Annotated in this window: 14 protein-coding genes; 9 read left to right on the forward strand and 5 right to left on the reverse strand. The window is 74.6% G+C overall.

Features of this window, described 5'->3' with window-relative positions; translation table 11 throughout:
- Window positions 1-123 precede the first annotated feature (123 nt).
- Window positions 124-897, forward strand: a complete 774-nt coding sequence (locus AB0F71_RS21230; RefSeq protein ID WP_360236615.1) for a GntR family transcriptional regulator — start codon at window positions 124-126, stop codon at window positions 895-897.
- Between the two features lie 113 nt (window positions 898-1,010).
- Here AB0F71_RS21230 and AB0F71_RS21235 read toward each other — a convergent pair whose 3' ends face one another.
- The 3 genes from AB0F71_RS21235 to AB0F71_RS21245 form a co-directional block, all read right to left on the reverse strand.
- Window positions 1,011-2,174: an ROK family protein gene (locus AB0F71_RS21235; RefSeq protein WP_360236618.1), complete on the reverse strand. Its 1,164-nt coding sequence runs from the start codon at window positions 2,172-2,174 to the stop codon at window positions 1,011-1,013.
- A gap of 328 nt (window positions 2,175-2,502) precedes the next feature.
- Window positions 2,503-2,763: a hypothetical protein gene (locus tag AB0F71_RS21240; protein ID WP_360236621.1), complete on the reverse strand. Its 261-nt coding sequence runs from the start codon at window positions 2,761-2,763 to the stop codon at window positions 2,503-2,505.
- A 79-nt stretch (window positions 2,764-2,842) separates the two neighbouring features.
- Window positions 2,843-4,465 (reverse strand): hypothetical protein, encoded by a 1,623-nt coding sequence (locus AB0F71_RS21245; RefSeq protein WP_360236624.1) that lies wholly within the window; start codon window positions 4,463-4,465, stop codon window positions 2,843-2,845.
- Between the two features lie 276 nt (window positions 4,466-4,741).
- Between AB0F71_RS21245 and paaK the strand changes: the two genes are divergently transcribed.
- Window positions 4,742-6,076, forward strand: a complete 1,335-nt coding sequence (gene paaK, locus AB0F71_RS21250) for a phenylacetate--CoA ligase PaaK (RefSeq protein WP_360236627.1) — start codon at window positions 4,742-4,744, stop codon at window positions 6,074-6,076.
- A gap of 100 nt (window positions 6,077-6,176) precedes the next feature.
- Here paaK and AB0F71_RS21255 read toward each other — a convergent pair whose 3' ends face one another.
- Entirely contained in the window at window positions 6,177-7,028 is an 852-nt protein-coding gene (locus AB0F71_RS21255) for a hypothetical protein (RefSeq protein ID WP_360236631.1), read from the reverse strand.
- A gap of 1 nt (window position 7,029) precedes the next feature.
- Window positions 7,030-7,722: a hypothetical protein gene (locus tag AB0F71_RS21260; RefSeq protein ID WP_360236634.1), complete on the reverse strand. Its 693-nt coding sequence runs from the start codon at window positions 7,720-7,722 to the stop codon at window positions 7,030-7,032.
- Window positions 7,723-7,847: 125 nt separating this feature from the next.
- Between AB0F71_RS21260 and AB0F71_RS21265 the strand changes: the two genes are divergently transcribed.
- The 7 genes from AB0F71_RS21265 to AB0F71_RS21295 all read left to right on the forward strand — a co-directional run bounded on the left by AB0F71_RS21265 (window position 7,848) and on the right by AB0F71_RS21295 (window position 14,610).
- Window positions 7,848-8,525, forward strand: coding sequence for a response regulator transcription factor (locus AB0F71_RS21265; protein ID WP_360236637.1), 678 nt, complete (start codon window positions 7,848-7,850; stop codon window positions 8,523-8,525).
- A gap of 1 nt (window position 8,526) precedes the next feature.
- Window positions 8,527-9,912: a HAMP domain-containing sensor histidine kinase gene (locus AB0F71_RS21270; RefSeq protein WP_360236640.1), complete on the forward strand. Its 1,386-nt coding sequence runs from the start codon at window positions 8,527-8,529 to the stop codon at window positions 9,910-9,912.
- Window positions 9,913-10,051: 139 nt separating this feature from the next.
- Window positions 10,052-11,176: a substrate-binding domain-containing protein gene (locus AB0F71_RS21275; RefSeq protein ID WP_360236643.1), complete on the forward strand. Its 1,125-nt coding sequence runs from the start codon at window positions 10,052-10,054 to the stop codon at window positions 11,174-11,176.
- Window positions 11,177-11,241: 65 nt separating this feature from the next.
- A complete protein-coding gene (locus AB0F71_RS21280) occupies window positions 11,242-12,021 on the forward strand; it encodes an ATP-binding cassette domain-containing protein (RefSeq protein WP_360236646.1) in 780 nt (259 codons plus the stop codon).
- Between the two features lie 71 nt (window positions 12,022-12,092).
- Entirely contained in the window at window positions 12,093-13,361 is a 1,269-nt protein-coding gene (locus AB0F71_RS21285; protein ID WP_360236671.1) for a sugar ABC transporter permease, read from the forward strand.
- Between the two features lie 30 nt (window positions 13,362-13,391).
- Window positions 13,392-14,063: a 50S ribosomal protein L11 methyltransferase gene (locus AB0F71_RS21290; protein ID WP_360236649.1), complete on the forward strand. Its 672-nt coding sequence runs from the start codon at window positions 13,392-13,394 to the stop codon at window positions 14,061-14,063.
- A gap of 100 nt (window positions 14,064-14,163) precedes the next feature.
- Window positions 14,164-14,610: a GNAT family N-acetyltransferase gene (locus AB0F71_RS21295; protein WP_360236652.1), complete on the forward strand. Its 447-nt coding sequence runs from the start codon at window positions 14,164-14,166 to the stop codon at window positions 14,608-14,610.
- The last annotated feature ends 147 nt before the right edge of the window (window positions 14,611-14,757 follow it).

The following is a 14,757-nucleotide window of genomic DNA, read 5'->3' on the forward strand; positions in this document are numbered from 1 at the left end:
GCAAGGACCTTTAATAAAGAAGGACGGATAAAGGCCCGCTCTCCCACCTGCCGCAACAGCGGGCAGCGGGCCCGGGATCCGCCCTCCTCGTCGTAGGGCGGACAAGACCAGGTGGAGGACACGGTGGGGACGACAGGACAGCTTTCGGCGGTGCCGGAACCGAAGTACTGGCACCTGCGCACGGTGCTGCTGCGGGCCATCGACTCGGAGTTCTCCACCGGCCAGGTCCTCCCGAACGAGCGCGAGCTCGCCGCCCGCTTCGGTGTGGCCCGTGCCACGCTGCGCCAGGCCCTGGACCAGCTGGAGCTGGAGGGCCGCCTGGTCCGCCGCCGGGGGATCGGCACGCTGATCGCCGCCCCGCGGGTCGGCGTCCCGGTGAACCGGCAGGAGGAGGGCTGGCCCGGTGCCGGCCGCAGCCAGTCCTGGCGCACGGTGGACTGCACCACCGCCCCTGCCTCCGCGCAGCTGGCCAAGAACCTCGGCGTCGCCGAGGGCGCCACCGTGCACACCGTCCGCCGGGTGCGCCTGGTCGAGGGCCGCGCGATGGCCACCGAGTCGCTGCACGTCCCCGCGTCCGCCCTGCCGCACCTGCCCGGCTTCCGCGCCGAGAGCGACCGCGCCCGTTCGGTGCTGCGCCAGTTGGAGCGGCTGGAGGTCGACGGCGAGTCCCGGGCCGTGGAGCTCGGTGTCGCCGAGGCCGACGAGGCCCTGCTGCTGGAGCGCCCCCCGGGCACCCCGGTGCTGGTCATGACCACTCAGTACGCCGCCGCCGGCCGCCTGGTGGCCCTCGCCGTCGCCACCTACCGCGCGGACACCTGCAAGCTGACCTTCGGCGAGGCCGGCCTGGTCGAGGTCACCCCGGTCGGCGCGAACCCCGAGGTCCGCACCGCCTCCTGAACCACTCTCCGACACCCTCGGACCGCGACCCGGCCGCCGAACTGGCGCCCGGGTCGCGGCCGTTGGGGGCCTATGTCGCCCGCTCGGCTCCGCCAGCGGCCGACCGGCCGTCGTCAGACCCTCGGCGGGTCGACCGCGAAGAGCTGGTCCTCGACGTGGTCGAGGGCGACCCGGAGGGCGCCCATGGAGACGACCTCCGACCCGAGGGCGGCCAGGGCCACCTCCGGTGCGCGGAGAGTGAATTGGGCGAGGCGTTCGCGCAGCGGCTCCAGGACGCCGTCCAGGCCCGCGGCCCAGCCGCCGATGACGACCAGTTGCGGGTCGATGGCGAGGACCAGGGCGGCGACGCCCTGGACCAGTCGGGTGAGGAAGCGGTCCATGGCGACCTTGGCGACCTCGTCGCCCTCGCGGGCGAGCCGCAGGACCCGGGCGACGGCGGCCTCGTCCAGGGGGTTGAGCGGCTTGCCGGTGGTGGAGAGCAGCCTCTCGGGGGTGACCTCCTGGCCGAGCAGGTGGAGGGCGCCGATCTCGCCGGCGGCGCCGCCGTAGCCGCGGTGGAGCCTGCCGTTGATGAGGGAGCCGGCGCCGGGGCTGAGGCCGGCCATGACGAAGACGACGTCGTCGGCGCCGACGGCGGCGCCCTGCCAGTGTTCGGCGATGGCGGCGAGGTTGGCGTCGTTCTCGATCAGGACGGGGCAGCGGAAGGAGCGCCGGAGCCGGGCGCCGAGGTCGAGGCCGGTCCAGCCGGGCATGGCGGTGCCGAGCCGGACGGTGCCCTCGCGGTCGACGATGCCGGGGGTGCCGATGCCGACGGACCACAGGTTGTCGCGGGAGATGCCCGCCTTGCGGAGGACTTCGGCGACGGCGGTGCGGACGGCGGTGAGCCGTTCCTCGGCGTCGAGGGTCTCGTCGACGGGCTTGAAGTGACTGCCCACCACCTCGCCGGTGAGGTCGGCGAGGATGACCCGGATGTCGTGGACGCCGATCTCGATGCCGAGGATGTGTCCGGCCTCGGCCCGGAAGCGGAACCAGCGGGCCGGGCGGCCGCGGCGGCCGGTGCCGGACTGGCCGTCCTCCCGGGGTTGTTCGACCTCGGCGACCAGGCCGGTGTCGACCAGGCCCTCGATGACGCCCTCGACGGTGGGCCGGGAGAGCCCGGTCTCGCCGACGAGTTGGGTGAGGGTCACGGAGTGGCCGGTCCGCAGCGCCCGTAGCGTGACCGCGGCGTTGATCCGCCGCAGCAGCGAGGAGTCTCCTCCGGTGAGCCGATCCGCCAATGCGATGCCCTTCGCCGTTCGCGCGACTGCCCTGGCGCGCGGTGTCGAGTCCGCGGAGCCCACCGAACGGCCCACGGGGGTCTGCCCCCGGAACGCGGAACGGGCGGCGCGGCGCCGCCCGTACGGAGGCCCGGAGGACTGGGGCGCGTCCGACAAGTCCCCGCCGGGCCCGCCCTGGCCGGAGCCTACCGGGGGAGCGCCCCGGGCGGCGAGGATTCCCGCAGCTCACCTGGGCTTCGGTATCGAAATGGTACGGATCGGGTGGCGGTACGTGACCCGTGCTTCACCGCTCGGCCACGGACGGTCCCGGCCCGGGTCACCACCCGGGTCACCGCGACGGTCCCCGTCCCCGCCCCGGGCGCCGGCCCCGTACGGACCACCGGGAGCGCACCGACAACAGCGAGCCGACGCTCAGCCAGGAGCAGGCGGAGAACGCGCTGACCACGGACCCGGCCGAGCCGATGGACAGCACACTGCCGACGGAGCCGATGGAGAGCACGGACCCGACGGAGCCGATCGACAGCAGCGAGCCGATGGAACCGATGGAGCCGATCGAGCCGAGGGAGGCCCGGGAGCGGATCGAGCGCACGGAAGCGGAAACCGAAGGGGAAACCGGAGCGGAAACCGAAGCGGAAGCGGCCATGCGCCCGATCGTAACGGCCGTCGCGTCAGTCGACCCGGGCGACGAACAGCCCCTGCCCGAGCAGCCCCATCGGGTGCCCGGCCTCCGGGAGGGTGAGGACGGTGGGGCAGCCGGCGGCGGTGAGGGCGGACTGCCAGTGCTCGGCGGGGTGGGCGGTGAGGCCGCGCGGGTCTCCGGTGATCAGCAGGTCGAGCTGTTCGGCGACGGGGGCGAGCAGCAGCAGCCGGCCGCCGGGGGCGAGCAGCTCGACGAGGGTCGGGACCTCCTCCTCGGGCCGTCCGGCGGCGGTGGCGACGACGACGTCGTAGCACCCGCCGTCGGGGGCGAGGTGGTGGTGGGCGTTCTGCCGGGGGCGGGCGGCGAGGGCGCGGGCGACGGCGGTCTCGGTGCCGTCGCGGTCGAGTTCGAGGACGCGCAGCGGCTGCGGCCCGTGGTGGGCTTCGGCGGTGGCGCGGACGAGGGTGCCGAGGGCGGTGCCGAGGTAGCTGCGGGCGGCGGCCCAGCGGACGGGGGTGGCGGCGGGGCGGGGGGCCTCGTCGCCGGTGAGGAGCTTGGGCAGGCGCAGGGCGGCGCGTCTGACCCGGTCGAGGACGGTGGCGCTGCCGAGGCCGTCGGCCCAGGTGTCGACGGCTGGCCGCCAGGCCTCCCGGACCGCGGCGGGGGCGAGTTCCGGGGCGCCGCGGTAGAGCGGGCCCTGGGCGCCGCCGTCCTGGCAGGCGATCAGGCCGTGCCGGGCGAGGGCGTCGAGCCAGCGGCTGACCCGGGGGCGCTGGGCGGGGGTGACGAGGGCGCTGGCGAGGAGCTCGGCCTCGGAGCGGGCCGGGACGGAGCCCCGGTCCGGCCTTGTGTCCGAGGCGGGCGCCGGGTCGGGGTCCGGGCCCGAGACAGGCGCCGGGCCCGGACCGGCTTCGACGAGGATCCCGGCCTGCTGGAGGGTGTGCAGCAGGGTGGTGAGCACGGCCCGGTCGAGGTGGGCGCCGAAGGCGCTGACCTGTTCGGCGGTGATGCCGATGCTGTGCTTCCAGGCGGCGGCGGTGGCGGACCGGGCGTCGGCGTGCAGGCGGCGGTCGGCGGCTTCGGCCTGGCTGTGCGGGGCGCGGACGTGGGCGAGGACGGCCCCGAGGGCGTCGACGGCGGCGTAGACGTCGTCCTGTCGGGGTTCGGGGCCGACGTGGAGGACGAGCCGGAGCGCGCCGAGGTCGTGGTCGGCGAGGCCGGGGTGCCGGCTGAGCTGCCAGAGCAGGGCGGAGGGCAGGCTGAGGTGGGTGGTGCCGCTGGCGGCGAGGGCGGTGAGCTGCTCCTCGGGGTGCAGGCCGGGGTCGGGGCAGTGCACGGTGCCGCCGGCCAGCAGGGTGGCGAGGGCGAGTTCGACGGCGAGGTCGGTGACCGGGTGCAGCACGGTGTGCCGGATGGGCGCCGGGCCGAGGACGCCGGCCCAGTGCCGGAGGCGTTCCTCGGCAGCGCGGGCGGTGGAGGGCGGCAGGGCGGCGTGCGCGGCGACGCGTTCGGCGAGGGCCCGGGGCAGGCCGCCGGGCGGGGAGACGCCGAGCAGCAGGCCGATGCCGCTGATCGCGCGTCCGTCGGCGACGACGGCGGGCCGGTCGCCGAGCTCGCGCAGCGCGCTGACCAGCGCAGGGGTCGAGGCCAAGGTGATCACTCCGGGGTGCGGGGGAGAAGCCGCACCACTGAACCATGGGCGCGGGCCGATGGGAGGGGCCGACGGGTAATAGTTCCGTAATGATTTTCATATCAGGCAATCAAGCGGCGGGGGTGGACCGGTACGAACGCACCGGAATCGCACATTCCGGGAACGCCGTGCGATCCCTTGACAGGTGGTTCGGGTGCTGGATTACTTGGCCTGGGCTTGCCCTGACCGAACGATCGGTTGGGCTCCCAGTCCCGTCCGACCTGCGAAGGAGCGACGATGACCGGCCGTGCGTCCGACCCTGACCGACGCCTGGGGGAGCCGATTCCGCCCGGGCTCCTGGACGCCGGCGAGCGGATGGGCGTCGACGAACTGCGCGCCCACCAGCTCGACCGGCTCCGGGCCACCCTGCGGCACGCCTACGACCACGTCGAGCTCTACCGCCGCAAGTTCGACGCCGCCGGGGTGCGCCCCGAGGACTGCCGCACCCTGGACGACCTCGCCCGCTTCCCCTTCACCACCAAGGCCGACCTGCGCGAGGGCTACCCCTTCGGGATGTTCGCCGTCCCGATGGAGCAGGTCCGCCGGCTCCACGCCTCCAGTGGCACCACCGGGCGCCCGACCGTCGTCGGCTACACCGAGCACGACCTCTCCGTCTGGGCCGACGTGGTGGCCCGCTCGATCCGCGCGGCCGGCGGCCGGCCCGGGCACAAGGTGCACATCGCGTACGGCTACGGGCTGTTCACCGGCGGCCTGGGCGCGCACTACGGCGCCGAGCGGGCCGGCTGCACCGTCATCCCGGCCTCCGGCGGGATGACCGTCCGGCAGGTCCAGCTGATCCAGGACTTCCGCCCCGAGATCATCATGGTCACCCCCTCCTACCTGCTCACCCTGCTGGACGAGTTCGACCGGCAGGGCCTGGACCCGCGCGCCAGCTCGCTGCGGGTGGGCATCTTCGGGGCCGAGCCCTGGACGGAGGAGATGCGGCGGGAGATCGAGGAGCGGCTCGACCTGCACGCCGTCGACATCTACGGCATCTCCGAGGTGATCGGCCCCGGGATCGCCCAGGAGTGCGTGGAGACCAAGGACGGCCTGCACATCTGGGAGGACCACTTCTACCCGGAGGTGGTGGACCCGCTCGGTGACGAGGTGCTCCCGCAGGGGGAGGGCGGCGAGCTGGTCTTCACCTCGCTCACCAAGGAGGCGCTGCCGATCGTCCGCTACCGCACCCGCGACCTCAGCCGGCTGCTGCCGGGCACCGCGCGGCCGGCCTTCCGGCGGATGGAGCGGGTCACCGGGCGCAGCGACGACATGATCATCCTGCGCGGGGTGAACCTCTTCCCGACCCAGATCGAGGAGATCCTGCTGCGCACCCCGGGGGTCGCGCCGCACTTCCAGCTGCGGCTGACCAGGGAGGGGCGGCTGGACCGGCTGACCGTCCGGGTGGAGGCCCGCCCGGAGGCGGGGGCCGGGCTGCGGGAGGCGGCGCGGGCGGAGATCGTCCGGGCGGTCAAGGACGGTGTGGGCGTGACGGTCGCGGTCGAGGTGGTGGACCCGTACACGCTGGAGCGCTCGGTCGGGAAGATCAAGCGGGTGGTCGACGAGCGGGGGTAGCGCGGGCAGCGGGGGTAGCGGCCTGCGGAGGAGGCCGGAGGCGCACGGCTGTCCGGGGGGTGATGCCGTGCGCCTCCGACGTCTACAGCAATGTAGACGCTCAGTGGGCGGAGAGTCCAGCCGCCGCCCGACGGTGCGCCCGCGCGGCGAGCGCCAGCGACACCGCCATCAGCACCGCGAGGGCGAGGCTGACCGGGCCGGTGCCCAGGCCGATGCCGCCGCGGTCGGCGCCCACGCCCAGCCAGTCCGCGAAGGAGGCGCCCAGCGGACGGGTCAGCACGTACGCCCACCAGAACCCGGCCACCGGGCCGACCCAGCCGGACCGGGCCGCCACCGCCGGGACCGCGATCAGCAGCGCGAAGCCCAGCCCGGCCACCAGGTAGCCGAGGTGCAGGGTGGCCGCCGTCAGGTCGCCCAGCGCGGTGCCCAGGGCGAAGGTCACCAGCACGGCCGCCCAGTAGAACAGCTCCCGGCGCAGCCCGGTCACCCGGTCGATCGCCAGCGAGCCCTCCACCCGGTGCCAGAGCAGGAACAGCACCGCCAGCGCCACCGCCAGCGAGCCGGCCGACAGCGCGTACGGGACGCCGAGCGCGACGTGCGCCACGTCGGCGACCATCGTGCCGAACACGCTGACCAGGACGACCACCGCCCAGTACAGCCCGGGCACGCAGCGCCGGGTCCGCAGCTGCACCAGCAGGGCGACGGCGAGCAGCAGCCCGGCGGCGGCCACTGCCAGGACCGGGTCGAAGGTCTTGGCGAGGAAGTCGGAGAGCGTCTCGCCCATGCCGGTGGTCAGCACCTTCACCAGCCAGAACCAGCCGTCCACGGCGGGCACCTTGCTGGCACCGGAGCGCCCGGAGCGCCCGGGGCGGCCGGGCGCGGGGCGGCCAGCGGCAGGGCGGTCGGGCGCGGGCCGGCCGGCGGCGGGGCGGGTCGTCGTGGGCTGGGACATGTCAGCCCTCGGCACCGTCGTTGGCACCGGCGTTCCCGGCGGTGGTGTTGGAGGTCAGCTCACCGCTGGTGCCGTCCACCGTCACCAGGTGGCGCACGCCGTCCTGGCCGACCACCGACACGGCCCAGGCGGCGCCGCCGCCCTGCTCGGTGATCCGGCGCAGCGACTCGGCGCGCCCGCCCGGCACGGCGGCCTGGGCCTTCTCCAGGGCGGCGGAGGCGCCGACCGAGGGCAGCGGAGCGGGCGCCTGGCCCTGCGCCCGGCCCTGGCCCTGAGTGCGGCCCTGACCCTGCGCGCGGCCCTGGCCCTGCTCCTGGCCTTCGCCGCCGCGCTGCTGCCCGTGCCCGTGCCCACGGCCGCGCCCCTGCTCCTGCCCGCGCCCGTCCCCGCGCCCGTCCCCGCGCTCGGAACCGTACCCGTCCCCGCGCCCGGCGCCGTCCTCGGCCGAGGCCGCCGCCTCGTGGTGCCCACGGCCACCCTCCCCGTGCCCCTCGTGGGCCACCGCCGCGACCGCCAGCCCGCCCGCGCCGAGCAGCGCCACCGTCACCACCCCGGCGGCGAGCCGGCGCTCCTTGCCGCCCACCCAGGCGCGCAGCCGCTGCGCGCGACCGCGCCGGGGAGCCAGCGGCGGCAGTTCGGGGACCTCCGGCTCCTCGCCGGACGACGGGGTGAAGGACGACTGGGGTTCGGTCATCGGGTGTGCTCCTTGCCTGGGAAGTGCGGTGCTGCGCTCCGCGCCCGGCGATCATGGCGGACCGTTCCTGAACCCACGCTTAAGCCGCCGCAAGATCGCCCACGACCGCCTGGCACCCTGAACGGATGCACATACTCGTCGTGGAGGACGAACAGCGGATGGCCACCGCGCTGCGGCGCGGCCTGGAGGCCGACGGCCACACCGTGGACACCGCCCACAACGGCCCCGAGGGCCTCGCCCTCGCCGAGCGCCACCCCTACGACGTGATCGTCCTCGACATCATGCTGCCCGGCCTCAACGGCTACCGGGTCTGCGCCCGGCTGCGCGCGGCCGGCTGCCGGGCCGGGATCCTGATGCTCACCGCCAAGGACGGCGAGTGGGACGAGGCCGAGGCCCTGGACACCGGCGCCGACGACTATCTCGCCAAGCCGTTCTCCTTCGTCGTCCTGCTCGCCCGGCTGCGCGCCCTGCACCGCCGGATCGACCAGCAGCGCCCCCGGCTGCACACCCTCGGCGACCTCGTGCTGGACGCCAACGCCCGGACCTGCACCCGGGCCGGCACCCCCACCCACCTGACCGCCCGGGAGTTCGCCATCCTGGAGCACCTCGCCGCCCGGGCCGGCACGGTGGTCTCCAAGCGCGAGATCCTCGACCACGTCTGGGACGCCCACCACGACGCCGACCCGAGCATCGTCGAGGTGCACGTCCACGCCCTGCGGCGCAAGATCGACGCGCCCTTCGGCCGGGCCGCCCTGCAGACCATGCGCGGCGCCGGCTACCGGCTCGACCCGGCCGGCGGCTGAGGTGCGCCGACTTCGCCGACTACCCGCCCAGCTCCGCCGGTTCGTCCCCCGGACGGTACGCGCCCGGGCCACCGCGGCCGCCGGTACGGTGCTGGCCGCGGCCCTCGCGCTGGCCGGCGCCGGACTGCTCGCCGCCGTCCGCGCCGACCTGGTCGCCTCCGCCGCCTCCGCCACCCGGCAGCAGGCCGACTCGGTCGCCCAACTCGCCGCCCAGGGGCGGCTGACACCCGTCCTGCACGCCGCGCACGGCACCGACTTCCTCCAGGTCGTCGACGCCCGCGGCAGCGTCCTCGCGGCCAGCCCCAACCTGGCCGGCCGCCCCGCCCTCCCCGCCGCCGGGCGCACCGGCTCGCACACCACCGACGACGTCGACCCGCTGTACGAGCACCACCGCCAGCGGCTCGCCGCCGTCACCGCCGACACCCCGACCGGCCCGGTCACCGTGTACGCGGGCGCCTCGCTGCGCGCCACCGACGAGGCCATGGACATCACCCAGGCCGGCCTCGCCGTCGCCTGCCCGCTGCTGCTGCTCACCGGGGTGGTGGTCACCTGGAAGGTCACCGGGCAGGCGCTGCGGCCGGTGGAGGCGATCCGCGCCGAGGTCGACGCCATCACCGGCCAGGACCTGCACCGCCGCGTCCCCGAGCCGGGCACCGCCGACGAGATCGCCCGGCTCGCCGCCACCATGAACGCGATGCTCGACCGGCTGGAGGCCTCGGGCCGCCGCCAGCGCGAGTTCATCGCCGACGCCTCGCACGAACTGCGCAGCCCGCTCGCCGTGCTGCGCACCCAGCTGGAGGTCGCGGACACCCACCCGGACCCGGCGGTCCGCGCCGAGCTGGTGCACGGCGCCCTGGCGGACACCGACCGGCTGCAGACCCTCGCCACCGACCTGCTGCTGCTCGCCCGTCTCGACGCCGGCGGCACCGACGACCGCCCGCGCCGGCGGACCGACCTCACCGAACTGGTCGCCACCACCGTGCTGGCCCGCCCGCCCGGCCCGCACCGCCGGACCACCGACCTCGCCCCCGCCATCGCCGTCGACGGCATCCCGCTCTGGCTCGGCCGGCTGCTCACCAACCTGCTGGACAACGCCGAGCGGCACGCCGCCACCACCGTGCACGTCCGGCTGGCCGCCGACCCCGAGTGCGGCCTCGCCCTGCTGGACGTCGAGGACGACGGCCCCGGCATCCCGCCCGCCGACCGGGAACGGGTCTTCGAACGCTTCACCCGCCTCGACGACGCCCGCTCCCGCGACCACGGCGGCAGCGGCCTGGGCCTGCCGATCGCCCGGGACATCGCCCGCCACCACGGGGGCACCCTCACCGTCACCCCGACGGAGGCCGGTGCCCGGCTCACCGCCGCGCTGCCGCTGGCGGGGGCGTAGCGACCGCACCGGGCGCCCACGGGCCGCGGTCCGACGGCCCCGGACACGCCCCCGTTTGGCGCACCTGGGTCGTGGAGGAGCTGATGGCTTCCCAGACTCGGAGGGCAGGGGGGCGGATTTCGATCGGAGAGGCTTCCCGATGAGCAACAGGCTCCGCCGCGTCCTCGCGGTGACCGCAGTGGTTTCCCTCGGCCTCGGCGCGGCGTCCTGCGGCAGCGCCAAGCAGTCCTCGTCGGGCGGCGGTTCGTCGGGCTCCGCCGCCGCGAGCGGAGGCGGGGCGGTCGGCGCGGTGCGGATCGGTCTGCTGCTGCCGGAGAGCAAGACCACCCGCTACGAGCAGTTCGACCGCCCGCTGATCGAGAAGAAGATCAAGGAACTGGCGCCGGACGCCCAGATCGACTACTACAACGCCAACCAGGACGCGACCCTCCAGCAGACCCAGGTGGACACCGCCCTGACCAAGGGCGACAAGGTGCTGATCCTGGACGCGGTGGACGCCAAGTCGATCCAGTCCTCCGTCCAGAAGGCCCACGACGCGGGCGTCAAGGTGCTCGCCTACGACCGGCTGGCCCAGGGCCCGGCCGACGCGTACGTGTCCTTCGACAACCACAAGGTCGGTGAGCTCCAGGGCCAGGCCCTGGTCGCGGCGGTCGGCGGCAAGGCGAACGCGGGCGAGATCTTCATGATCAACGGCTCGCCGACCGACCCCAACGCGGCGGACTTCAAGGCCGGCGCGCACAGCGCGATCGACGGAAAGCTCAAGATCGGCAAGGAGTACGACACCCCCCAGTGGGACCCGAACACCGCCAACCAGGAGGCCGCCGCCGCGATCACCGCGATCGGCGGGCCGAACGTGGTCGGCGCCTACTCGGCCAACGACGGCATGGCCGCGGGTGTCGCGACCGCGCTCAAGGCGGCCGGCCTGAGCGTCCCGCTCACCGGCCAGGACGCCCAACTCGACGGCATCCAGCGGATCGTGGCCGGGTCCCAGACCATGACGATCTACAAGCCGTTCAAGCCGGAGACCGACATCGCCGGCCAGATGGCCGTCGCCCTGGCCGCCGGCAAGGCGCTGGACGCCAGCCTGGTCCCGACCACGGTGACCAACGGCAGCGGCAACAAGGTGCCCGCCAACCTGATCACCCCGATCGTCGTCAACAAGGACAACATCAAGACCACCGTGGTCCAGGACGGCCTCTACACCGTCGCCCAGATCTGCACCCCGGACTACGCCGACGCCTGCAAGAGCGCCGGCCTCCAGTAGTAGGCGGCCCGGAATCCGAACCGCCCCGCCTCCACCACGGAGGCGGGGCAAGGGAGTTGGTCACTGTGCCAGGTGAGACCGTACTGGCCCTGCGCGGGGTCTCCAAACGGTTCGGCGCCGTCCAGGCGCTCACCGACATCGAACTCGAGGTGCACGCCGGCGAGGTGCTGGCCCTGGTCGGCGACAACGGCGCCGGGAAGTCCACCCTGGTCAAGTCGATCGCCGGGGTGCACCAGCCCGACGACGGCGCCATCGAGTGGCAGGGCCGACCGGTGAGCATCCACCGGCCGCAGGACGCCCAGCAGTTGGGCATCGCCACGGTCTACCAGGACCTCGCGCTCTGCGACAACCTCGACGTGGTCGGGAACCTCTTCCTCGGCCGCGAGATCCGGCGCTTCGGCATCCTCGACGAGGTCGCCATGGAGAAGCGCTCCCGGACCCTGCTGGACACCCTCTCCATCCGCATCCCCAGCGTGCGGATCCCGGTCGCCTCGCTCTCCGGCGGCCAGCGCCAGGTCGTCGCCATCGCCCGCGCCCTGATCGGCTCGCCCAAGGTCGTGATGCTGGACGAGCCGACCGCCGCCCTCGGCGTCGAGCAGACCGCCCAGGTCCTCGACCTGGTCGAGCGGCTGCGCGAGCAGGACCACGGCGTCATCCTGATCAGCCACAACATGGCGGACGTGATGGCCGTCGCGGACACCGTCGCGGTGCTGCGCCTCGGCCGCAACAACGGCGTCTTCGACAAGCGCAGCACCAACCAGGAAGAGATCATCTCGGCCATCACCGGCGCCACGGACAACGCCGTGACCCGGCGCAGGGCCCGTGGCCAGGAGGATTCCCAGTGAGCGACCACATCCCCGGGAACACCCCCGGCGACGAACCCGGACGCCACCGCCCCCGGCTGCCCGAGGACTCCATGCCCACCGGCGGCGTCAACGCGCCCGTCCCGGTCGCCCCCGAGGCCATCCCCGCGGTCGACCCCCGGCTGATCGTCCGCCAGGAGGGCGTCAAGGGCTACCTGGGCGAGTTCCGCCGCCGGATGAGCAGCGGCGAACTGGGCTCGCTGCCCGTCGTGCTGGCCCTGATCGTGATCTGGGCGGTGTTCGGCAGCCTCAACAGCAGCTTCCTGTCGGCGCAGAACCTCTCCAACCTGTCCCAGCAGATCGTCGGCACCGGCATGATCGCGATCGGCGTGGTCTTCGTGCTGCTGCTCGGCGAGATCGACCTCTCGGTCGGCTCGGTCAGCGGCCTGTGCGCGGCGATCTTCGCCGTCCTGAACGTCAGCAACGGCGTCAACCAGTGGGTCGCCCTGATCACCGCGATCGTCGGCGGGACGATCGTCGGCACCGTCCACGGCTTCTTCTTCGCCAAGATCGGCGTCCCGGCCTTCGTCGTCACCCTGGCCGGCAACCTCGGCTGGAACGGCCTGATGCTCCAGGTGCTCGGCGCCAGCGGCACCGTCAACCTCTCCGGCAAGGACATCGTCTCCCGGCTCTACAGCACCATCTACGGCCAGCAGATCGCCGCATACGGCACGGCGGCCGTCGGCGTGCTGCTGTTCCTGTTCGCCTCGCTGGTCGACGCCCGCCGACGGCAGGCCTCGGGCGTGCCGTCCCGGCCGGTCGCCGACATCGTGCTGCGGACCGTGCTGCTGGCGGTGATCGCCTTCCTCGCCGCCTACACCCTCAACCAGTACAAGGGGCTGCCGCTGGCCCTGCTGATCTTTTTGATTTTCATCGTGGTGCTGGACTTCGTGCTGCGCCGCACCACGTACGGCCGCCAGGTGTTCGCGCTCGGCGGCAACATCGAGGGCGCCCGCCGGGCCGGCATCAACGTCTCGTGGATCCGGATCAGCGTCTTCGCCATCTGCTCCACCATGGCCGCCGTCGGCGGCCTGTTCCTGGCCGCGCAGATCCAGTCCGCCAGCCAGACCTCCGGCGGCGGCAACCTGCTGATGAACGCCATCGCGGCGGCCGTCATCGGCGGCACCAGCCTGTTCGGCGGGCGCGGCAAGACCTGGTCGGCGCTGCTGGGCGCGCTGGTGATCGGCTCGATCCAGTCCGGGATGAACATCCAGGGCCTGAGCAACGCCATCCAGTTCATGATCACCGGCGCGGTGCTGCTGGCCGCCGTCGTGGTCGACTCGCTGGCCCGGCGCACCCAGCGGGCCGCCGGGCGGGCGTGAGCCCGGTCCGATCGGCCCTATGCTGCGGGCATGCCGAGTGAGCTGCGAGTTCATCGACCGGACACCGATCAGGCGTTCATCCTGCGCGAGACCGAGCTGACGCCCGTCCCCTTCGTGCCCGAGATCCGCCTCCACATGGCGCAGGACGCCATCGCGCTGTGGGAGACCACCGAGCGCGAGCGCGGCCGCGCCGGACTGCCCCCGCCGTTCTGGGCCTTCGCCTGGGCCGGCGGGGTCGCGGTCGCGCGCTACGTGCTGGACCACCCCGAACTGGTCGACGGGCGGGCCGTACTGGACATCGCGGCCGGCTCCGGGCTGGTCGGGGTGGCGGCCGCGCTGCGCGGCGCGACGCAGGTGCGGGCCGCCGAGATCGACGCCTACGCGGTCGCCGCCATCGGCCTGAACGGCGAGGCCAACGGCGTACGGGTGGACGGCGCGCTGGTCGACCTGGTGGACGGGGACGGCGCCCCGGCCGAGGTGGTGCTGGCCGGTGACGTGTTCTACGAACGGGAGATGGCCGCCCGCTTCCTGCCCTTCCTGGAACGGGCCGCCGCCCGCGGCGCCACCGTCATCGTCGGCGACCCGGGCCGGGCCTACCTGCCCCGGGACCGGTTCACCGCGGTGGCCGCCTACCAGGTGCCGGTGGTGGCGGACCTGGAGGACGCCTCGGTCAAGACCACCACGGTGTGGCGCCTCGGCTGACCGTCGGCCGTTCCCACGGGTCCTCCCGATCCTCCCGGCGTCCCGTCCACGACCCGGAATTCCGGGCGGCCCGGCCGGACCCCCTGCTAGACAGGCCGGCATGACCGAACAGATCGTGCTGCGCCCCGCCCGGCCCGAGGAGATCCCCGCCCTGCTCGCGCTCTGGGCCCGGGCCGCCAAGGGCACCAGCATCACCGACGACGAGGCGGGCGTGGCCGCGCTGCTCGCCCGGGACCCGGAGTGCCTGATCGTCGCCGCGGCGGCCGACGACCCCGGCACCCCGCTGGGCACCGTCATCGCGGGCTGGGACGGCTGGCGGTGCCACCTCTACCGCCTCGCCGTCGACCCCGACCACCGCCGCCGGGGCATCGGCGCCGCCCTGCTGGCCGCCGCCGAGGAGCGCTTCGCCGCGCTCGGCGGCCGCCGGGCCGACGCGATGGTGCTGGACGACAACGCCCTCGGCCACCGCACCTGGCAGGCCGCCGGCTACCACCCCGAACCGCAGTGGAGCCGCTGGGTCAAGCCCCTGGCCGGCGCGGCGGGTTAGGCGCGGCGGGTTAGGCGCGGCGCCCGCCGGAGTGGGGGGGGGGGGGGGGGCCCCGGGGCCCCCCCCCCCCCGCGCGCGCCCGCGGGGCGCGGGCCGCCGGGCGCGCCGCCGGCGCCCGGGGGCCCCCGCGGCGGGGGGGGGGCGGGC

Source organism: Kitasatospora sp. NPDC028055, from assembly GCF_040637885.1.
In the GTDB taxonomy this organism is placed as follows: domain Bacteria; phylum Actinomycetota; class Actinomycetes; order Streptomycetales; family Streptomycetaceae; genus Kitasatospora.